The following is a 21,769-nucleotide window of genomic DNA, read 5'->3' on the forward strand; positions in this document are numbered from 1 at the left end:
AGGTTTTTACAAAAGTGTAGTTAAACAATTGGAAGGTTTTTATTTTAATGATTATTGTGGTTTTATTATTTAGAATTGTTTGACTGTTCGGGAAATTAATCTCTTTAAATCATATTATAATCATTTTGGTTTCTCTGTACTTTTTAAAGATAAAAAGTACCAAAAATCTCTTTTTGCGGCGATCTTTTAATCGGTCGAAGATCACTTTTGAAGCTACCAGATCGAAACGGTGCTTTGCACCCCGATCTGCTTACCCTTCATGCAGTGGTTCGACACTCGATCAAAACCTCATACCGCTGAGTTTGTAGTCTTTTTTCGATTTAAAATCAAAATTCCATAAGTTCTAGCCATACTGTCATGCTGCACTACGATGCAGCATCGCATCCAGTTTTGACATAGAATTTTTAGTTTCAGGTTCGTAATTTAATGAACCCAAAGCTTAAATGGGGCTACCCCACAAAGCCCAAAAAGAGCTTTGGTTTTATGATTTGTTTTTATTTTACAATCCTTGTTTACAATTAGACATTTCGTTTCTTAATTTCTACTGTTCATTTTTACATCCAAGAATTATTTTACGGCTTGGAAGCTGTGAATCTTCGATTTGTCTTGACACAAAAACGAACCAAAAAGGTCAAGACTCTATTTTTTAAACGGTCAAAATGCGGTTTATTTCCTAAAAGAAATAAACTATTTATTCTATACTATTTAATGATATGGTATTCATGAATCTTCGATTTCGCTACGCTCAAACAGCATTTCTTTTTACGTAAACATCACCGCTTTCGACACTCGCTTAAAAAATAATGTCGTTTTCAGATTTTTGTTAGTACTAAATTTTTTTTTTGATTTTGGGTTTATTATTTAGAATTGTTTGACTATGCGATGATCTTTTAATCGGTCGAAGTTCACTTTTGAAGCTACTAGATAAAAACGTTTCTCACACCATGATCACCTCTTATGCAGCGGCTTAAGCGATACAAGTCTTTCTGTATCTTAATTTTTTCATTTGTAGCCGAAGAATGGACCAATTACAGCAATTGAAATTTTCTAACACAAACTTATCAGCAAAAAACTGTAAATTGCCTACAAGATTCAATACTGTTAAACGTTAATGAAACAAAACATATCATCTTCTAAACCGCTACCAAAAACATAATAAAATTATTATCTTTAAAAGATGAACCAAAAAAATTACCTTATAACCCGCAGACCTAAAGATAACTTTTTAAAAAAGCACATTGCCTATTACTACTTTCATGTTTCAAACGATGAAGAACATTCGGAAGCTTTTTATTTTTACCCTAACTTCATGCATGCTCTGACTATCTACAAGGGGAACGATGTGGAAATTGATCTAGATGGTAAAAGTTCTAAAGTACGCACATCTGCTGATACAGACAAGCTAACGTTTTTATACTGCATAAATCTGAAGGATAAGATCCATGTTGACCTACAAGGAACTTACCATAAAATTGGAATTGTTTTTTACCCGTTAGGCATCAATCATTTTATTGACAAACCATTAAATGAATTTTTAAGCAATTCTTTTCAGAAGTTAATAATGGATACTATTTTTGAAGAACATATTCGTACACTTAAAAAAGAGCAACCCCTTGAAGAACAAGTGGAAATACTTGAAAGTGCACTTATCGCCGTCATGCGTCCGTTCGAAAATAAGGTTATGCAGAGAGCTGTAAGAGAAATAATTCTATCCAACGGAACTATCAAAGTTGACGCGCTGGAAGCAATAACCTTTACAGCCAGGAAAACACTGCTTCGCCTGTTTAAAAAACATCTGTACGCTACTATTGAAGACTACAAAAAAATGGTCATGTTCCGCAATTCCCTTAACTATGCACTCCAACATCAGGAAATGTTAAACCTAACGGATATAGCGCTTTACAGCATGTATTACGATCAGTCTCATTTTATCAGACACTTTAAGAGCATCACAGAAGAAACCCCAAAAACCCTACTTCCAAAAATTGTTCAGATAGGAAATGAAGACCTTTACTGGCATTTTATAGACGAAAAGTAAAAATGTCCCAATTGTACAATTTTAAGTTATCAGACCATACTAATTTTACTTTAAATATAAACAAGTAATAAATATGGAATCCGATAAAAACCCCTACCAGTCTTTCAATAGTACTACCCGCAATTCAATAAAAAGGAAATGCATTACAATCGGTCTATTGTTATTCATTATGATAGTATTACACTTCTTAATTTTTCCTTTTCTTATCGACAGAAAAATTATTACTGAAAGTATAGCTAATTCCGTTTCGATAGGATTGCTTGGAGGATTATTATTTATACTTTTCATGCGATGGTACTTATCATCAAAAAAATAGTTAAAACAACCTATATCAGCACAAAGAAATCTCAAAACAATAATTTATAAACCTCAAAATTTTAACTATGAAACAATTATTTTGCCTTCCCTTACTTTTATTATTTATCGTTATCGGATGCAGCAGTGACGATTCGCTACCTCTACCTTCACAAGAAAAAAGTCTGGAGCAGCAGTTACAGGCCAAATGGAATATGACTGCATTTAACTTTTACGATGATACTGATGGAGAATTAGTGCAGTCACTAACAAAAAACGGCAACTGTGCTTATTTCGGATATATTGAATTAATGGCAGGTGGTAAAGAGATTGTCGGATATTACAACGCCCAAAACAACTGTTCCGAGCAGAAACATCCCGGAACATGGATGGTTGACGAACAAGAAAGAGAAATAACTTTGAAAATAGACCAGACCGGTATGGAAGCTGCTTATAAAGTTATCAGCATGGACGACCATTCAATGGAATTACAGGTTATTCATGAAGGCGGCGTAAAACCTTCAGACAGCGGTATAGACCTACGTGTGTTACTTGAAAAATAAAGATATAAATGATCTAATATCTGAATTAGTTAGGGCTGTTTCTTAATAGAAACAGTCTTTTTTTTTTGGTGATAACTAAAATATATGTTTAATTATCTTAGGCAAGACACAACATTACTTATTCATCATCGTCCTCACATTCTTAAAAATGTTTTACACTTGTTTTTTGCAAGAGCTTCGGCACATAATACTTCCGATTTTAATTAATCAACTAAATTACTATATTAAAATCTCTACTCTAATAGAAGTGATTATGTGCTTTTCTCAATTTTTTTTTCTATTATATAGTTATAATAATTTCTTTTTCAGTTTAGATTCTCATTTATCCGGAATAGAAATATTTAGTTTTTTCTGTACTTTACGTCCAGGCTTTATTTTACAGCTTGGAAGTCGTGAATCTTACGATTTTTATAGACAAAAAGTACCAAAAGTCTTTTATTGGGGCGATCTTTTAATCGGTCGACGATCACTTTTGGAGCTACCAGATCGCAGTTCGCTACTTCGACGAGCTCAGCAACCGAGGCTCACTGACCACCAGATCTGCTTACGCTTCCGCTAAAGCGAGACAAGTCATGCAGTGGTTCGACACTTCCCGAAAAATCGGGACAGGCAGACCAAAAGCTCATACCGCTGAGTTTATTTTCTATTCAGTTTTCAATAAAGTTCTAAGAATTGTGATTAATGAACCCAAAGCTTAAATGGAGCTACTCCACAAAGCCCAAAAACAGCTTTGGGTTAATTTACCTATTTTTTTGGTCGTGCGTTCGTAACATTTAGGTATTCATTCTTCATGCTTGGTGATTGACACTTTTAGTTTCTCTGTACTTTTTAAAGATAAAAAGTACCAAAAATCTCTTTTTGCGGCGATCTTTTAATCGGTCGAAGATCACTTTTGAAGCTACCAGATCGAAACGGTGCTTTGCATCCCGATCTGCTTACGCTTCATGCAGTGGTTCGACACTCGATCAAAACCTCATACCGCTGAGTTTGTAGTCCTTTTTCGATTTAAAATCAAAATTCCATAAGTTCTAGCCATACTGTCATGCTGCACTACGATGCAGCATCACATCCAGTTTTGACATAGAATTTTTAGTTTCAGGTTCGTAATTTAATGAACCCAAAGCTTAATGGGGCTACTCCACAAAGCCCAAAAAGAGCTTTGGGTTAATTACCTATTGTTTTGGTCGTGCGTTCGTAACATTTAGGTATTCATTCTTCATTCTTGGTGATTTACACATTTAGTTTCTCTGTACTTTTTAAAGATAAAAAGTACCAAAAATCTCTTTTTGCGGCGATCTTTTAATCGGTCGAAGATCACTTTTGAAGCTACCACATCGAAACGGTGCTTTAACGCTTCATGCAGTGTCTTGACACTCGCTTAAAAGCTCATACCGCTGAGTTTATTTTCTATTCAGTTTTTATTAATCTTCTGGAAAAGCTTTGGGTTCAGGTATATTCTTCTTCTACCTTGTTGCGGAAATGGTTCAGCAGTTTAACGAGGAACCTTGCGGGTTCCAGTTTGCGTCGCTTTATGTCGATGTATTCCCTGTAAAGTTGTTCGGTGATCTGTATCTGGAATAATTCGCCGAACTGTTTTGCCAGTTCGTGTACCGTACATTTATCGGTATCTACCGCTCCGGAATAATACAGTGCGTATACCAGTTCCACGGCATCTACTTTGTTTGCTTTCCATTCCAGCGGTAAAGCTACTTTGATATGTTCAGCTCCCACAGGTGCTTTGAGTCGGTTTAACTGCCGTGTGTAAAAACCGATCAGTTTTTCATAGGCAGTTATTTTTGCCAACAACAATCCGTGTGAACACGACGACTCCAGATCTGCATTCAGGTTGTACAGCGTACGCGATGCACCGGAATCAGACAGCCGTCTGAAATAGCGCTCGTCGTTATGGGTATGTGTTTTCTTTATATAGCCGTAAAAGTCTTTTTCATCCCTGATGAAATAGAGCAACCGATCTACTTCCTTTTTATAGGGTTTGGACTGTTTTATTTCCAGATCCTGATGTTTTTCGTAGAAGCTTTTCAGCGAGCTCAGATACACATACTCCTTTACCAGCTGTGGTTTTATCTCTTTAAAATAGACAATTTCATCTTGAACGGAATTAAAACGATAGCCTCGTATGAAGCTATTCAACTCCGTTATTCCGTTCTCTATCTGCTGAATCTTATCATTTAACCTGAATTGCAACTCTGGATCCACATATTCAAATACTTCCATGCCTTTTGTGAGTTCGGTTACCCGTTCCAATAACTTTACGTTCATTTTTAGTTGTTTTTTAAGGGGGTTAAAACAGTGCTTTAACGTGTGAAAGTTGTAAGGAACTACTCGAATGTAGCCAACAAATCAGAACTGTAGGTATCCTTAGCCTGTACGTAGGCATATTTTTTAATGATTCGTGCACCCATTTTTTTCTTTTCAAACGAAGCAGACAAACCAAGGTATGATTTGGTACACTTCATTTCTACCGCAAACAGCAACGTATGGTACAGCAACTGCCTGTACAGCAACAGACGGTCAGGTACCTCATCCATCCCGATCAGTACAGGACTGAAAGACCGGGCCACATCATTGTAATAACAGAACATACAGCCCGCCAAACTGCCGTCTGCAGGATTCACTGCCTTGAGAAAATACCAGTTGGGGTGCTGGTTCATTTCATCAAAAACCTGTTCTTCGTACGGAAAGTTATTTATTGCGAGGTTGTTGTCTTTCACCATGAGGTACAGCCTGTGCGCGTGCTTCAACTCATCTGGTGTAAGAAATGAGGTAAGCGTAATAGTATAAACTCCGGTGTAAGGCAGTACCTCCTCCTTCAAATGGCGCCTGTTACGCTTAGAAAGCATCTCAGAAAAATTTTGATCATTCAATTCAGCCACTGCAGTATCGGGCATTTCAACCTGCACAAACCCTTTATCAAGAAAACAGCTGTTCAGGTTCGCGTCTTCTTCAAAATCTCGAAAAACCACTTTCTCTGCTAAAGTTTTGTCAAAATCAGCTGTTATAGTTCTAATCATTTCAGAAAGCACCTCGGTGCAGTTATCTTTTAGATAAAGATGAACACCTTCGGAAAACGTAGTTCCAGACGACCAAGCGAGTTCGACAAGGAATAGTGGCTCCTTTTTTCTTACCTCCTCTATTTTCTGTGAAACCTGCGGTTTTGCAAGCATATCTTCCTTCCAAAGAGCTTCGGACATCCCTACCATACCCACACAATCACCATCGGTATCAAAAAAACCGTAATACCAGAACGTCATAAGGTTGTATGATGAAGCAGGAAGCGAAGTAAAAGTTTTTTCGACAAACAGCATCCCAGCGTAATCAAAGGCGTTGCTGTTGCCAAGGGTATCGTTCCACAAGGCTTTCGGAATATCGGCGATGCTGTTCCACTTCTTAACCGTATATCGCTTATGAGGCAACGGTTTGCTTAACTTCCCAGTATCCATACGGAATGCGGTGTGAACCGTGTTAATGGAATTGCCCGTTTGTTCCAATGCCTGTGGGTAGTGGTATTTTAATGCTTTTACCAACTCTTGTATATGTTCCGGTTCGTTATGGTTTGAAACCGTTATCCGTAATCCGGCATTCTTTACCGGTACGGCAGGAAATATTCCCGGATTTACAATAAACCCGGCCTCCATCAACCTGTTTACCAATAAATAGGCCGTCTGCGGCATGGCGGTAGCCACATAAAATACCGGGGTGTTACAGTTTGCTACCAATGGAATGTCTGTATCAGACAACAACCTGTTCATCAGTCCGATCCGTTCCCTGAGTTTGCTCTGCAGTTGCTCCACTTCCGGTGACAGGAAAATCTTTGCGGCTGCCGTAGCGGCTGCCACCGCCGCGGGCTCCAACTGAGCTGAAAAGGTCAGCGGTCCTCCGAAATTCTTTACCTGCGCATGGAGCTCCGGATCACCGCATAGTACAACCGCACCACTGGCTCCGAAAGTCTTACTAAGGGTAGTTACCAGCACCATGTTGTGCGGTACACCGTTCCAATGGCTGTAAGCAAAGCCGGTACCGTTCTTACCGATCCAACCTGTACCATGAACATCGTCGATATACAGATGGAGTGCCGGATATCTTTCCGCCAAGTTTTTTAGTTGTTCCACCGGTGCATGGTCGCCGTACATCGAATAGATGCCGTCTGCCATATACCAGACCTTTCTGCCCGAACTTTGGTATTTTCTTAAAAGATCCTCCAGCTGCTCCATATAGTTGTGTCTGATCATGTGCACCGGAACGCCACCCGCTTTTACCATTTTACAGGCGTGCTGTACACTCCAATGAACCTGATGATCCATCACCACCACATCATCGCTGCCCACTGCCTGTGGAATCACTCCCAAATGCGCCAGCGTACTGTTCTTACACACAATGACCTGTCGGTTAAACATTTTGAAGAGCAACTCTTCCAATTCGGCATACAGCGGGTGCGATATATAGGTCTTTGAAAGGGGAAACTGCGTACCGTACTTCATAACGGCATCTGCTGCCGCCTGCTTCAGGCGCATATCCTGTTCCAGTCCCAAATAACCCGTCGTGGCAAAATGCCAGCAGTCCGTATCAGCGATCTTCAGTGATCTGCCGGTGAGTATTTCGTCTTGTGCGTACAGATGCACCGCATTCTGCATACGCGCATTTTCAATAAAACTGTTTATTGTTTCAAATGCATTGTTGTGGTTAATTTTAGCCATAATCTTCTTTTTATTTTTCTAAAGTTGTAAATTAAGCGCTGAATAAAAAAAAGGATTTGGACAACTCTGCCTTTTGTATATGCTTTTCTACTTATATGAGATGTTTATGTTAAAAACCATGGCTTTAAAAAGACCGCATTTTATCAATATTAAAGTTATTTTACTAATTTTTTGTAGATTGTAACATAAAACTACAGATATGAACACTTATCATGAAAATAACTACGCTACCTATTCTCTACTTTTGGGAATCGTATATGTTTATTACAAAAAAGATGTGGTAATAGACCTTGAAGCTGCCAAAGAAATTGTTCGTGACCGGCTGCAATTTCAGGACGGCAGATCATACCCCGTACTTTGCGATATTACAGACGTACACTATGTAGCATACGAAGCCCGCACGTACCTTGCCTTTTACGGATCACAACTCACGGATCATGTAGCGCTGGTATGCCGCCAGATGGGTAATTACCGTATGGCAGAGTTTTTCATAGGAACCGATCAGCCCTTACAGGAAACACAATTGTTTACAAACGAAGCTGCGGCACTGGAATTTCTTGAAACCCTTAAAAAAAAGAATAATGACCTTTCTTAAAAACGTACATCCGCTTATCGTTCAGATAAATGAAAAACTAATGGAAATGGCGCGGGGGGACTTCAACACATTCATCCCTAAAAGTAGCGAGCAAGGCGAAATAGAAAGTATTGCGATGAGCGTGAACATGCTGTCTGAAACCCTTGCCCACCGCATCCGCCAGACTGCCTATTCAACAAAGACCAATGCAGACCATTACTTTCAGGTGTTCCACCTGCAACTGGATGAAGATTTAGTCATCAGGGATTTCAGTACTTTAAGCAGTTCCCTGCTGAACGTTCCTGCAAACCAGCTGGCTAATGCTTCCATAGCCAGTTTTTTATCGGAACGTTCGTACAACAACCTGTGTACTGTGGTTAAACAACTGCATTCGTTATCCAAGGAAACGGTTACCGTTTCTTTGGAATTTCAACATCATTCCCTGCCTTTCTTTTATGAAACACAGGTACAGTACAGCAGCTATACCCAAATGTTTACCCTGCACCTTACGGCCATACGGTTTAAGAAATTTACCCCCGAAACCGATACGCCGTCAAAAAGTCGTGCCGAACAGAGAGATTATGTAGAACGGCAGATACAGAAAATACATACCTACCTTTGCAGACCCGAAAACTCCCAGAGGGCTACATTGGACTTCCTCAGCAGGAAATTTTTCATCAACAAAGAAATACTGAAAACGAAATTTAAAGAAATGTACCGCGATACCGTTTGTAACTTCCATCTGCGGATGCGCATCGAGCAAAGCAGACTGCTGGTTACCAGCACAAAAAAACCGTTGAAGGAAATTGCTGCCACTACGGGCTTTAACTGTTATGCGAGTTTTCACCGCACCTTCGTGAAGCACCACCATGTGAGTCCGAAGATCCTGCGCAAACGTATGCAGAAGAGGGAATAACTATTCAAAAAAAAAACTTCTTATCGTATATGCGATTTATTTTTTATCTATTTCTTTTCTCGTTTGCCTTTGTGAGCTTTACAATATACAAAAATGTAAAGTCATGCGTAACATTCTATCAACCAGCAGACAGGTCTTTATTTACTTCTTCATTATACTGTTCGTATATGCAGCGGTAAGCAAGCTGACCGACTTTGAAAACTTTCAGGTACAAGTAGCACAGTCACCTTTACTTAGTGTTTTCGCCACTTTTATTGCATACGCCACCGTCATCGGTGAACTGATCATTGCCCTGATGCTCTGCTTTAAAAAAAGTAGGTTATTGGGGCTTTATCTTTTTCTGGGGTTTATGACCGCGTTTACGGTTTATATTTTTCTGATTTTAAATTATAGTCCGTTTGTTCCCTGTTCTTGTGGTGGGGTTTTGGAGGATTTGGGGTGGTGGGAACATTTGTGGTTTAATGGGGTTGTTTGTTTAGTGACAGTTTTCATAATAATTACGGACAATGATACCATTTCTTCTTCTTTTGTGACCAAAAGAAGCAAAAGTCTTTTTTCTTTAATCTTGCCGTAGTTCAAAAATGGTTGATCTATTCCTCTAAAGCTATCTGATCGAATTGTCGCTCTGCTCCCCGATCATCTCACGCTTTAGTCGTCGACTCAACTTCATTTTTTCACTAATGGCGTTTTAAGTTCGTGCTCTATTAAATATTCAAGTTTTAAACTTTAATCTGTTCATTTTTTTCTTGACAAAAAAACGAACCAAAAAAGTCAAGACTTCAGATTTTTCAACGGTCAAAATATGTCTTATTTCCTAAAAGAAATAAACTCGAACAAGTTCTCAAACAGCATTTCTTTTCACGAAAATTTCAACATTTTTAACGCTCGTTGAAAATCTAATGTCCCTTTGGATTCGCGACGGTTCTCATCTGCGGTTTTGTTTGAAGCGGTAAAAAGACAATTGAGACGGAATTAGAGTAAAGCACATTTACGATAGAACATATAACTAAAAACTTATAACCATAAACTATAAAATTATGAAGAAAAAAATATTCTATATCGTATTAACCATGGTGATCAGCGGTGCGGTGGTGATTGGATTGTTCGTGAGTTCGGAGCATATCATGAAACGGGAGAATCCGTTTGTGCGGAGGTTTATGCCGCATCATATAGACAAAGCAGAGTATCTGGATATGGAAGTGAATTCGTACTACATCGCGGGGCTTACCAATGATACAATCTATCTGGGGAACTATACGGCTCCGCTACTGATAACGGCTGTGCCTACAAATCTAGGTACGAAGGTGGAGCATCAGATTAAGCTGGATGAAACAAAACGTTCGTTCCGCAGTCTGACTATACGTGTGCAGGAGCAGGAGTTCTTTGTGGGTGACGGTACTATTCCAATTATATATAAGGGAAATACTGCCGACTGGACTGCTACTAAATATATGGAAGAAAAAGTATATTTCTCTTTACTGCAACCGATGAAGAGCAATACTTTTTTGTTTAGAAGTCAGCGGGCTGTGAACGGTGAGCATGTTTTAGGAAGATTGGATGTTAGTGACAGTACAAACTTTGAACTGTATGATGAAGCTTTGCAAAAGCAGATCGACGGGGTCTTTGATACCGACGGACAATTGGTTACCGATGCTAAGACCGACCAAGGTGTTTATACGTACTACTATCGCAACCAGTATCTGGTTTATCAGCAGCAGGGTAACAGATTTGTAACAGGTAAAACCATAGATACCACTACCCTTGCGAAGATTGAAGTAACCACTTTAGCCAATGGCGAACGCAAGATGGGTGCGCCACCGCAGAAGGTCAATTCTAAGACCTATGCCTACAACGGACTGCTGTATATAAAATCGGAACTGATGGGTAAGAATGAACCGAGAAGCATGTGGAAACAGGCAAGCATCATAGATGTGTACGACTATAACAAGAATGAGTATTTATACAGCTTTTACGCTTATGACCACCAAGGTGAGAAAATTAAAGAGTATGCGGTAAATGATGGTTATTTCTTTGGGCTTGTTGGGAATTCGTTAGTGAGGTATGTTTTTTTAGGGAAAAGGGAATGAGAAGTTTGACGGGTGTTGGATGCTTGATGCGAAATGTATTTGTATACTGTAGTGGTAGAAAATTGAGCTTCGAGATCTCCACTTTGGTAATAGGCATATTCGGTTTCTCTATACTTTTCGGATGAAAAGTATCAAAAATCTTTTTATTGCGGCGATCTTTTAAACGGTCGAATCGAACTTTTGAAGCTACCAGATCGAAACGGTGCTTTGCACCCCGATCAGCTTGCGCTTCATGCAGTTATTCGACACTCGCTTAAAAGTTCATACCGCTCTTGATTCGTGTAGAATGACTAATAGTGTTTTAGTTTAAATAGGAAAAGGAGAACAATTAGGGAGTGGATTGTTGGGAACAGGAACCGGTTACGGGCAAACCGGATTCCTATTTCCCAACTATTAACCACATGCTTAAACTAAAATTGATAAAATAATTATACAATCAGGAGTTGGAGTAGCAGCTTAACGCATAAAGTCATGGGTAGATCATTGCATAGCTGCTCTCCTCCTTCTCTAAAATAAAAATACTATCGGCCGATAGACAGGGGTAACGGTTGAAAACCTGTAAAAAAGAGTAGACCGAAAAATTATAAATTTTTATATTATGAAACAAACATTTAAAAAAGCCATGATGCCACTTGCAGTAGTGGTGTTGGGCGCAGCGGCGGCATTTGCAACAAATGCAGCGAAACAGAGTGAGAAAATTGAAACCGCAGCAATTCAAGGGTATTACTATGACCACAATGAAACTGCGGGTAACAGATGTAAACCGATTACGGTTGACTGTAAAATGGGTGCAGGACCTGTATGTACAGATTTTGTATTGGGACAGATATGGGCACTTGATGCGGAGACAGAAACTACCTGTTCAGGTTATTTATCACGACTGTAAAATAGTTTTTAACTTTTAAATTAAAGGGCTGCTTAATGCAGCCCTTTAATTTAAAAGTTATTTTTTCTTTGATTTTTTTGCTTTCTTTTTTCTAGCTGCAGCTTTCTTTTTAGCCTTTTTTTCCTTCAGTTTCTTTGCAGCCTTTTCTTTCTTTGCTTTTTCCTTTTTCTTTTTCTTCGCTTTTTTGTCTTTCTCTTTTTGCTTTTCTTTTGCTTTAAGCTTTTTCTTTGCTTTTTTCTCTTTTTCTTCGTCTTTCTTACTCATCTTCTTTACTTTTTTCTTGTTTGATTTATCTGTTTTTTCTGTATTTTTTTCAAAGGTATCTGCTGTGTTTATCACTTCGCCTTCTACACTTTCTATTTCCAAACCTTCGTTATCTAACGATTCCTTTTCATCAAGAAATTCTACTTCGATCTCGGGTTTTGCTACATCTACAACTTTTTCATTATTGACAGCAGTATTGTCCTTTTTTTTATCTTCTTCCATATATTTTATTAAAGTTAACTTTACGTTAATCAAATGTAAACTATTAACTAATAAGTCAATGTTAAGTTTTTAGTTCAGACAAAAGCTTAACATTGGAAACGAATGGTTCTACAACAATCTAAAACAAAAGTAACCCTAAACACATTTGTGTTTAGGGTTACTTTTAATTATAGCCTGTTAAAACAAACCTTTTAATTTATCTGTATGTATATGTATCTATCAGTTTTTTGCGGTCTTGATCTGAAATTCCCATTTGGTTTTTCAGATATTGGTCAATTCCGCCAAACTGCGAATCGATGATATCAAAAGCAGCCTTTAAAAATTCACGGTCAACCGTCATCAGTTTTGCCAAAGCTTTTGTGTCCATCCCCGGAAACATTGATTTTCCTTTTTCTGCCTGTTCCATCATCCCTTTAATTTTATCTTTTGTATAAAAATTTGTCATTTCGTACTCGTCATAAATTGTTTCACGATCTACATTTAATGTCGAAAGTATCATTGCAGACATAAACCCCGTACGGTCTTTACCTGCGCTGCAATGAAAAACAACCGGTTCTTCCGTTGCCAGCATCTGCTGTAATATGCCCTTAAACTTTGCCGCATATTCACTTGCAAACTGTTTGTTACCTACCATCAACAACTCTGCTGCATCTTTTTCGGTAAGGGTTCCGTTCTTCATTTTTTCTTCGATACCTGCAAACATACTGCTGTGCATTTCATCAAAAATAGGTACATGAATATTCTGTACACCTTTCGGTAACATGTTAGGCGCCTGCTTTACCTCGTTTGTAGAACGCATATCGAACACTTTTGCTACATTAAGTGCCGCATAACGTTCCAGTTCTTCACTAGTAAACGAAGCCATCGCATCAGAACGATAGAATTTTCCCCACTGAACAAAACGACCGTCCTGTGTTTCAATACCCCCCAGATCTCTGAAATTTGCCGTTTTTTTGAAGGGTATTTTTCTTTCTGCTACCATTACGGTATCCTTTTTATAGTTTACAACGGCATAAAACGGGCGCAGACTCTTTTTCTCTGCTGTATAAACAGCCGTATTTTTTACGTTTACCGGCGAATTCCAATCAATGGATCCGACAGATCTTCCTTCATAAATTACATAATCACCCACTTCATTAAATTTCAGTGTTATGGTTTTATCGTCTGAAGAAACAGAAACTGTTTCCTGCAATGTTTGCTTAATGTTCGTCTGCGCAAATATAAACAGCGGCATAAAAGCAACTGTTAAGGCTATATTATTTTTAAGATTTTTCATTTTTAAGATTTTTAAAACAAGTTAATATTTACGCCCGCCATTCCTCTAACAGAATAATATTCCAGCTGTTCCGGACGGTTTGACGTACCCTGGTAATAACGCAACGGGGCATTTGTAAGGTTGTTTACTTCTACAAATGCGGTTATTTTCTTTGATATCTTGTATGAAGCAGACAAATCTACCGTGAAATTTTTGTCGTACCATCTGTAGTTTTCCGGGTTTCCCTGAACTACCGCTAAAGCTTCCCCCTTGAAGTTGCCTGCAACACGAACCACTGTTTTTCCTTTTTCATAAAACAGCGCTGCGTTGAAGATGTGTTTTGACTGGTTTGGAAGTGGTTCTTCAGAAGTTGTTACAATCACTTCTCCGTTAGCATCTGCCGAATAGTTAGGTACCTGCATTTCTGATTTGGTGAACGTATAATTAGCATCTACTCCCAGACCACTCAAAATACCCGGTAAAAAAGACAACCTTTTGTTAATACCCACTTCAAAACCTGCCAGCCAGCCGCTTTCAGAATTTTCAGGCTGTGTTAAACGGTACAGACTATTATCGATGACGCGGAAGCTTTGCGCCGTGTATATCACGTTTTCTAGCTTTTTATAAAATACTCCTGCATTTACGATACCGATATCGTCGAAAAAGTATTCACCTAATAAATCAAAGTTATTTGCGAATGTTGGTTTCAAATCGATATTTCCTCTTGAAATTGTTGGTGGAGTACTTAGCAGACTTCTTGATTCCGTAGGGTTCAGATCGGCAAAGTTAGCACGCGCAAACGTTCTTGTATAAGCAAAACGGATATTAAAATTACCCTGAGGCGAATATTTTAAATGCAACATTGGCAGAAAGGCATTAAAACTACTTGTACTTGTAGTAGGCTTTATTTCAACGGTTTCGTCCTGTAGGGTAACTACTTCATTACCTGTGTATTTAATTTTGGTATGTTCAAAACGGAATCCACCAATCAACCTCAACTGACTGTTCAACTTGTAATCTCCCATTACATAGGCTGCATACACATCTTCGTTTCCTTTATAGAAAGAAGCTGCCGAACTAGGATTCTTTTCATCCATGGCAATCTGGTAAAACAGCGGATTGTTCAAGTTTTCTTCAGAAAAAAGATTCCCCAGCTGGTTCAAACTTATTCCCGGCATCATTGCGTCACTGTAGGTATTTCCCAATTCGGTAAGGAATCCACCGTTGTATGGAAATGCGCGACCTTCCAAGCTGCCCATCGATATCGGATTGTCTTCACCGCCCAAATAGGCATATATATTCATGGGATTACCTCTCTCAAGGTATTTTGCCTTTAACTTTGCACCTGTTTTAACAGTAAATTTATCAGAAGGTTTATACTCAAGATTCATCTCTCCTACCCAATCCCTTTCATAACTTCCCATATCTATAGCCATGAGCTGTGTAAGCATCATATCATCCGGGGTTACCGTACCATTCATACGAGGAGCAAGGCTTTTGTACGAATCACCCTGATAGCCTGCAGGACTGTCTATATCCAAATACCTTTTACCGTCCGGCGCCAGTCCGTTATAGGTCATAGGTGTTGAAAACACTGACATAAGGTAACTGCTGTGTTTGGAATTTGAATCCTTCGGTTTTCTAGACTCCATATCGGTAGCATACATTGCCGTTTTCCAATCGAATTTCCATTTACCGCTATCAGAATCATGAATACCGCCGAATTCCCCACCATATAAATTAATACCGATTATTCCCTGGCGTACACGCATAGAGAAATCGTTTTCTGTGAAGTTGTAAATATTTTCAATTGCACGTTCATCGTCCTGAAAATCGGTGTAAACAGCCCTTAGAAATAATTTGTGGCTGTGGTTGAACCTGTATTCAAACCCCGTGTTAATACCTGCTGTCCTACGGATACCGTTATAATCCCTTAACTGTAGATTTTCTATAGAATGATCGTTTGGATTGTAAACCACCTCCATATTATCGGTTCCCCAGTTACGTTTCCAATAAGAAGCAGCAATCATGTAACCGAACTTTTCATTTTTTGAACGGTCACCGTAAAGGAAAGAAGCTCCGTAAGAACCATCGCGTACCTGATCGTTGTATCCACCCGAAGCCGTAAGGTTCAAAGTTCTTTTATCTGGAGCTGTTTTGGTAATAAAATTTACCGATCCGCCAATGGCATCACCCTCGATATCCGGTGTGATCGCTTTAGAAAGCTGAACATATTCGATCATTTCAGAAGGAAAAATATCCAACGGAGATGTACGGGTTCCAGAAGAATTGTCGGAAGTACCTTCGGAAGTAGGCATACGGCTGCCGTTAATAAGCGTTGAGTTCCACTGTAAAGGTGTACCGCGCACGGTAACGTACCTTCCTTCCCCGTGATCTCTTTCAATAGAAACTCCGGAAATACGCTGAACAGCTTCGGCAGCATTTCTGTCCGGAAGCTTACCTATGGCATCAGACGCAATTACGTTCATGATACCAGCAGCATTTTTTTGAATATTATATGCCTTTGCCTGGCTTGGTGCCTGATAACTGGTAATTACAATAGCATCTAATTCTTCCGAATCGGCCGTAAAATTTAAGGTTCCTACATTGTTTACCTGTCCCGAAAGTACCTCCACTTCATATACCAGATCGGTATGACCCAAGTACGATACAATAAGGGTATATTTACCAGGAGGAATATTGTTAAGGGAAAACTCGCCCTTTAAATCGGTGTCTGCCGTGTATTCCAGTTCCTGAATAGCAACAGAGGCTCCCGGCAGCTTACCGTTTGTATCTGCAACCGATCCGAAGACACGACCGTGATCCTGTGCATAAACCGCAGCCTGAAAAAACAGCCCGGCCAATAATGACATGTGTTTGAATTTCATTGTTTTTAAATTTTCGGCAAATGACGAAAAAAGAAAAATTTACAGTGTGCGAACCAATTTAAACGAACGTACGTACGCCCTCGTACGCCTAAAAAACAAAACAAACATCTGATTATCAGAGTTTTAATCAATATAAACAAATTATTAAGGAATGTTTACCAAATTATTTTCCCTGTTTTTAATGTAATCGCTTGGTGATGTTCCCGTATGCAGCTTGAAGTATTTATTGAACGTTGATTTAGAATTGAAGCCACTTTCAAAGGCCAGTTCCAGAATTGATTTTCCTTCTGTTTCAATTTCGTGGATATGTTCTAAAAAATAATCAACCCTTTTATAGTTTATAAGCTGGTAGAAATTTGTATTCAGATGCTGGTTTAAAATATACGACAGGTCGTGCTTGCTTATACCGGTTTCTTCAGACAATTGGTCAAAAGTCAAATCCATATCCAGGTATGGTCTATCCTTTTCCAAATATACCTCCACCTTATCAACATACGTGTGCAACTTTTCTGCATCGTATCCTACCTTTTGGTACTTTGGTTTTACCTCATCCATTTTGGTTTTAAAGATCAATTCTTTCAACAGTTGCTGCTGTTCTGCGATTTTATGCTGATATGGCAGAAATACCCTATAATACATAATCAAAGAACTGATTACAAGGTTTTGAAGAAACGCCAAAAATGAGAACACGTTATAATGAAAAATGCTAGCAGTAATAATTGCTACCAATACCAACTTATTGGCAATAAAAACCGCAACCAGAACCTTATCGGTCTTAAAAGAAAAAAACGGTCTTTTATCGGCTGTTTTAAAAACATAATATATATCTGCAAACAAATAAACAACCAGTGAAACCAGCCTGAAATACAACGCAAAACTGCTTACTATCAAAACTACCCCGTGATTTTTAAGTTCAGGAAAAAAGAAAATAATAAAGACTTCACCAATAAACAATACAATTGAAAAAAGAAACGGAAGCAGATGCAGAAGAATTGTTCTGTTGTTTATTTCCTTCTTTGTAACCACACACCTGATGTATAAATGCGTAAGTGCCGCAAATGCAAAAGTAGAAGATACGGTTACCAGTAGGTTTGGGACGTTTTCGTTCACAAGGAGAACAAATTTAGAAAGCACCGATATTCCTGCAATAAGTATGTAGATTTTTAGGAGTTTATCCTGCATTAAACCACTTTTTGACCGGGAAATAAAAAACAGGTTTATAAACAGCTGCAGCGTAATTAAGAGTAAAAAAAATTCCATGGCTTTTATTTTGTTTTTGTTGCGAAATATACGGCAGCCAGTTTATTTTAAAATTAACGGAATGTAAACATATTTGGTCTAAAGTTATTATTTAAAAGCCTTACCGAATATCCAAAAATGCTTCGTCAACGGAATTCGCTAACTGCTTTATCCCAAAATATCTAAAGCCATCAGTACCTTAAATTTAAAATTTTATTATTGGGCTAAAGAATCATTTCATATTAAAACAAAATACTTTTTTTATATTTTTATTATATTTGAATAATAAACAAAATAAATTATGAAAAAAACTACACTTTTTACACTAATATTGATATTATCAGTTGAATTTATTAGCGCACAAGTACTATTTACAGAGAATTTTGATACTTATCCGGTCGGAGATTTGAATACTGATTATACCGGTACTACTGTAGGACAAGGAGGATGGCTTGTATCAAGATATTCCAACGGATCAGATACTGCATTGGTAACAACTGAAACGGGAAAAGGTAAGGCACTTACAATAAAAACCAATACTAATACTTCTTCTGGAATTAACATAAAGCAGGCTCAAGGCGTTATAAATAACTTGTGGAATAACAGGTCTGCAGGTCATGATATTTTGAAATTTGAATATGAATTTCATGGTTCAGGTATTTACCACGCAGTTGGTGGAATATCAAGTCAGGGATCAGTTTTGGCTAATGCACTTTTTTTTCCGGGTCAAAACCGTATAAGTGTTGGTTACTGGCATACTAATAATATAAGTGCGCAAAATACTGTAAAATTTTATAACTCTACTAATTTCCCTCATAATATGTGGATAAAAGTAGAAATATTTATAGACTATAATACCAAAACTAACCATTTTTACATTCCAACCCTTAATTATTATAACTCATTTCCTTTCACACATAACCGAACACCTGATAATTTAGAATTTGATACGAGATATTCCGCTGTCCATGAGGTTAAGTTTGATAATATCAAATTATCAGCATTACCAAGTTTACCTTCCTATTTAAGCAGCAGTGAGCATTTAGCAGCAAAGTTTAATCTATATCCAAACCCGGCTACAGATATTGTGACCATTACTAACAGTGAGAAACTATTTGTTAAACAAACTGAAATTTATGATTTAGCAGGTAAAGTAATCAGCACACAAAGTTTTAACAGTGAAGCAGAAGTACAGTTAAACGTTGCAGATCTAGCAAGCGGCACCTATATGCTGTACCTTGAAACGAACCAAGGAACAGCAGTTAAAAAATTTATTAAAAAGTAAAAAGCAACCTAAATAGGTTGCTTTTTTACTGTTAATTATACAAGGACAGATTAATTGCTGCTTTCATACATCCATTGTTGTTTGTCCTTACTTTTTAAGTGGTAATCAAACCACTGTTTAATTTTTAGCGTCAGATCTTTTTGGTTTGGTTCTGTACTCAATACATGTCCTTCTTTTGGATACATTAAAAGGTTTACCGGTTTGCCAAGGTCTTTCAATGCCAAAAACATCGATACACTCTGGTGCCAGTCAACATGATAGTCTTCCCTACCAGTCCACAGCAGCAAAGGTGTCTGTACCTTATCTGCGTGAAGTATGGGCGAGTTGGCAAGATATGATTCCTTTGCCTTAAAAAAACCTTTACCGATGCGGAAGCTCTCTTCATAATACCTCCAGAATTCCGGCTTCCTTCTTTCCCAGTTTACTGAAAAATACCAGTTGACGATATCTGCAATGCCGGCACCCGAAACAGCTGCTTTAAACATGTGTGTAGCGGTTACCATGTAGTTGGTTTCATAACCGCCGAACGAATGGCCGATGATACCCATATTGTCACGATCAATCGCCACCTTATCCTGCAGTTGATCCAGAGCTTCTGTTATGTAGTTCAATATAGAACCACCCGGATCTCCGTAAGTATAGTAGATGTCGGGCTCTATCACAATATAGCCATCACCTACGTAGTCGTGGTAATTAAAACCTGTCATACTTTGTGCAAAGGGAGAGGTATATTCATTTTGAATTATAAGCTTTTGTTCGTACACATCTACAATTACCGGGTATTTCCTGGCAGGGTCATATCCCTTGGGGAAGCGTACTATCGCTCCCGTTTCCTGCCCGAAAGCGTTCTTCCAAGTATAATATTTTACTGCGTGTTGGGTTGAAATACTGTCGTGCTTATTGCTTTTATACAGTATATCCGTATCTCCAGTCACTAGATCAACATACCATAACTCGGGTACTGACTGTCCGTTTTCCCTCACAAAGGTAACGATGCGTTGAGACCTTTTAAGCTGACCGTATTTAAAGTTGCCTTCTACCATATCACGAACCTTATGATCTGTACCTGCATAGGCAATACCCTCTAGACTGTGATCCAGTGAATGCCAACGCAATACGTTGTCTTTATACTCAGCTGTTTTAAGTATCTTACCGGGTACGGGTCCGTCATATATAATATTTCCGTTGCATTCGTCCATATACCAGGTACGGTCTGCAGTAGCTGTAAAAACAACTGCAGGTGATTTACCATCAAACCTATAATACGTAATGTCATTACCAACAGGAACTGCTATCCTTTTTTGTCCATCTGTAAATATGCCAGACCCTTTCCGCTGAAAGCGTTCGAAATAAGAGGTTTTGTTTACTGCAACCGTATCGGTTTCATTACCGAGCTTTTTGTGTGTGCTTTTGTCTTCATCATACAGATACCAATTATTCCGGTAAAAATATACCGCATACGGTTTATCGGGTATAAAATAAATTGTTTTTGCCCCTTCTGTGAGCTCAGCCAACTTTTCGGCTGTTTTATATTTGCTGTCGATCCTATAAAAAGTTTTGGTCGGGATAAACTTTGTAAGGTCGTCATTGATCCGGTACGCATATATGCTTTTTGAAAACGGATGAACCAAAAACTGCATTGCAGGGAAGCGCTCTGCGAGGTTTAATACCGTACCGGTTCCCACATCTGCTACCACAAATGAAACAGCTGCAGGGCTGTCCGGTCTCAGATAATCACTGTTTCCCTCCCATACCTCTATTTCATCTGCCCTGTCTGCTGCCCTGCCCACCGCAGAAAATGCGATCTTTTGGTTATCAAGTAAAGAAACCTGCATACGGGAGATATCTATTTTGGTATTAAATGCCTTTTTGTAATCTGCCACCGTTAGCAAAGGAGTAATTTTATTTTTCAACTGTTTAAAAACAACGAGATTTTCAGCATCGGCAGCAATCAAATAAATCAAACTACCGTCTTTATTCCAAAGTACGTGTTTTGCCTGCATACCGTTATCCACATTCCCCAAAAGTCGCGTACTGCCTGTGCTTGTTAACATATTAAAAACCTCACCCGAAGCTTTCACCAATAAAACAGCGTTACCATTTGGTGAAGCTTCATAAAACTTGACATCTTCAAACTTCAACATCTTTTGTGTAGCGGGGTTTAACAGCACCACTTCTTTCGTATTGTTCAGATACAAAAGCTTCTGCTGCCTGTGCAGCCAACTGTAAGAAACTACACCGTCTATTTGCTCTGTGTTGAAATCATGCAACGATACTTTGACCAACTGTCTTTTATTGTTCATTCCGAAAAAGTACTCATTGGTCAACTCGGTTTTAGTACCCATCCCTTCAAAGGTCAAAGATCTGTTAGAAGCTACTTCCCTCAAAATCAGATCGGGCTTTCCATCTTTAACACTCACAAAAGTTACATACCTGCTGTCTGGGCTTACCTTATCGTTTGCGATATGTTCTACCATTGCTTGCTTCTCTTGTGCCACAGCTAGATTTGGAAGCAGCGTACAAAAAAAAAGTATTTTAAATAA

At 38.5% G+C, this 21,769-nt stretch carries 15 protein-coding genes; 8 read left to right on the plus strand and 7 right to left on the minus strand.

What is annotated here, in order from left to right; all coding sequences use genetic code 11:
* Window positions 1–1,177 precede the first annotated feature (1,177 nt).
* On the plus strand, window positions 1,178–2,038 hold the full coding sequence (locus tag F0460_RS04170; RefSeq protein WP_150010545.1) for a helix-turn-helix domain-containing protein: 861 nt from the start codon (window positions 1,178–1,180) through the stop codon (window positions 2,036–2,038).
* A gap of 509 nt (window positions 2,039–2,547) precedes the next feature.
* The gene (locus F0460_RS04175; protein ID WP_150010547.1) at window positions 2,548–2,895 is read left to right on the plus strand and encodes a hypothetical protein; all 348 of its coding nucleotides are present in this window, start codon (window positions 2,548–2,550) and stop codon (window positions 2,893–2,895) included.
* Window positions 2,896–4,341: 1,446 nt separating this feature from the next.
* Here the strand turns inward: F0460_RS04175 and F0460_RS04180 are convergent.
* Window positions 4,342–5,046, minus strand: a complete 705-nt coding sequence (locus F0460_RS04180) for an RteC domain-containing protein (RefSeq protein WP_190304086.1) — start codon at window positions 5,044–5,046, stop codon at window positions 4,342–4,344.
* A gap of 188 nt (window positions 5,047–5,234) precedes the next feature.
* The gene (locus F0460_RS04185) at window positions 5,235–7,610 is read right to left on the minus strand and encodes an aminotransferase class I/II-fold pyridoxal phosphate-dependent enzyme (protein ID WP_150010551.1); all 2,376 of its coding nucleotides are present in this window, start codon (window positions 7,608–7,610) and stop codon (window positions 5,235–5,237) included.
* 199 nt (window positions 7,611–7,809) lie between these two features.
* On the opposite strand from F0460_RS04185, the gene F0460_RS04190 reads away from it, so the two are divergent.
* The 5 genes from F0460_RS04190 to F0460_RS04210 all read left to right on the plus strand — a co-directional run bounded on the left by F0460_RS04190 (window position 7,810) and on the right by F0460_RS04210 (window position 12,073).
* Window positions 7,810–8,205 carry a DUF7793 family protein gene (locus F0460_RS04190; RefSeq protein WP_150010553.1) on the plus strand — a complete coding sequence of 132 codons (396 nt, stop codon included), beginning with the start codon at window positions 7,810–7,812 and terminating at the stop codon, window positions 8,203–8,205.
* On the plus strand, window positions 8,192–9,100 hold the full coding sequence (locus F0460_RS04195) for a helix-turn-helix domain-containing protein (RefSeq protein ID WP_150010555.1): 909 nt from the start codon (window positions 8,192–8,194) through the stop codon (window positions 9,098–9,100). The genes F0460_RS04190 and F0460_RS04195 overlap by 14 nt, the downstream gene beginning before the upstream one ends.
* Before the next feature lie 103 nt (window positions 9,101–9,203).
* On the plus strand, window positions 9,204–9,674 hold the full coding sequence (locus F0460_RS04200) for a MauE/DoxX family redox-associated membrane protein (RefSeq protein WP_150010557.1): 471 nt from the start codon (window positions 9,204–9,206) through the stop codon (window positions 9,672–9,674).
* A 496-nt stretch (window positions 9,675–10,170) separates the two neighbouring features.
* A complete protein-coding gene (locus F0460_RS04205; RefSeq protein ID WP_150010559.1) occupies window positions 10,171–11,187 on the plus strand; it encodes a hypothetical protein in 1,017 nt (338 codons plus the stop codon).
* Window positions 11,188–11,785: 598 nt separating this feature from the next.
* A complete protein-coding gene (locus tag F0460_RS04210) occupies window positions 11,786–12,073 on the plus strand; it encodes a DUF6520 family protein (protein WP_150010561.1) in 288 nt (95 codons plus the stop codon).
* A gap of 57 nt (window positions 12,074–12,130) precedes the next feature.
* On the opposite strand, the gene F0460_RS04215 is transcribed toward F0460_RS04210, so the two are convergent.
* The 4 genes from F0460_RS04215 to F0460_RS04230 form a co-directional block, all read right to left on the minus strand.
* Complete coding sequence (locus F0460_RS04215; protein WP_150010563.1) at window positions 12,131–12,559, minus strand: hypothetical protein; 429 nt, start codon at window positions 12,557–12,559, stop codon at window positions 12,131–12,133.
* Window positions 12,560–12,755: 196 nt separating this feature from the next.
* Window positions 12,756–13,835: a tyrosine-protein phosphatase gene (locus tag F0460_RS04220; protein WP_150010565.1), complete on the minus strand. Its 1,080-nt coding sequence runs from the start codon at window positions 13,833–13,835 to the stop codon at window positions 12,756–12,758.
* Between the two features lie 11 nt (window positions 13,836–13,846).
* Window positions 13,847–16,702 (minus strand): TonB-dependent receptor, encoded by a 2,856-nt coding sequence (locus F0460_RS04225; protein WP_150010567.1) that lies wholly within the window; start codon window positions 16,700–16,702, stop codon window positions 13,847–13,849.
* A 144-nt stretch (window positions 16,703–16,846) separates the two neighbouring features.
* Window positions 16,847–17,884 carry an AraC family transcriptional regulator gene (locus tag F0460_RS04230; RefSeq protein ID WP_190304087.1) on the minus strand — a complete coding sequence of 346 codons (1,038 nt, stop codon included), beginning with the start codon at window positions 17,882–17,884 and terminating at the stop codon, window positions 16,847–16,849.
* 358 nt (window positions 17,885–18,242) lie between these two features.
* Here F0460_RS04230 and F0460_RS04235 point away from each other — a divergent pair, with 358 nt between their 5' ends.
* Window positions 18,243–19,226 (plus strand): T9SS type A sorting domain-containing protein, encoded by a 984-nt coding sequence (locus tag F0460_RS04235; protein ID WP_150010571.1) that lies wholly within the window; start codon window positions 18,243–18,245, stop codon window positions 19,224–19,226.
* A 50-nt stretch (window positions 19,227–19,276) separates the two neighbouring features.
* On the opposite strand, the gene F0460_RS04240 is transcribed toward F0460_RS04235, so the two are convergent.
* Complete coding sequence (locus F0460_RS04240) at window positions 19,277–21,724, minus strand: alpha/beta hydrolase family protein (protein ID WP_190304088.1); 2,448 nt, start codon at window positions 21,722–21,724, stop codon at window positions 19,277–19,279.
* Between the last annotated feature and the right edge of the window lie 45 nt (window positions 21,725–21,769).

It is taken from the genome of Paenimyroides baculatum (assembly GCF_008629655.1).
GTDB classification, from domain to species: Bacteria; Bacteroidota; Bacteroidia; order Flavobacteriales; family Flavobacteriaceae; genus Flavobacterium; species Flavobacterium baculatum.

Coding starts and splice junctions, on each gene's coding strand:
- F0460_RS04195 (WP_150010555.1), top strand. CDS start 8,192: ATGACCTTTCTTAAAAACGTACATCCGCTTATCGTTCAGATAAATGAA.
- F0460_RS04215 (WP_150010563.1), bottom strand. CDS start 12,559: ATGGAAGAAGATAAAAAAAAGGACAATACTGCTGTCAATAATGAAAAA.
- F0460_RS04235 (WP_150010571.1), top strand. CDS start 18,243: ATGAAAAAAACTACACTTTTTACACTAATATTGATATTATCAGTTGAA.
- F0460_RS04225 (WP_150010567.1), bottom strand. CDS start 16,702: ATGAAATTCAAACACATGTCATTATTGGCCGGGCTGTTTTTTCAGGCT.
- F0460_RS04170 (WP_150010545.1), top strand. CDS start 1,178: ATGAACCAAAAAAATTACCTTATAACCCGCAGACCTAAAGATAACTTT.
- F0460_RS04220 (WP_150010565.1), bottom strand. CDS start 13,835: ATGAAAAATCTTAAAAATAATATAGCCTTAACAGTTGCTTTTATGCCG.
- F0460_RS04185 (WP_150010551.1), bottom strand. CDS start 7,610: ATGGCTAAAATTAACCACAACAATGCATTTGAAACAATAAACAGTTTT.
- F0460_RS04200 (WP_150010557.1), top strand. CDS start 9,204: ATGCGTAACATTCTATCAACCAGCAGACAGGTCTTTATTTACTTCTTC.
- F0460_RS04175 (WP_150010547.1), top strand. CDS start 2,548: ATGACTGCATTTAACTTTTACGATGATACTGATGGAGAATTAGTGCAG.
- F0460_RS04190 (WP_150010553.1), top strand. CDS start 7,810: ATGAACACTTATCATGAAAATAACTACGCTACCTATTCTCTACTTTTG.
- F0460_RS04210 (WP_150010561.1), top strand. CDS start 11,786: ATGAAACAAACATTTAAAAAAGCCATGATGCCACTTGCAGTAGTGGTG.
- F0460_RS04205 (WP_150010559.1), top strand. CDS start 10,171: ATGGTGATCAGCGGTGCGGTGGTGATTGGATTGTTCGTGAGTTCGGAG.
- F0460_RS04230 (WP_190304087.1), bottom strand. CDS start 17,884: ATGCAGGATAAACTCCTAAAAATCTACATACTTATTGCAGGAATATCG.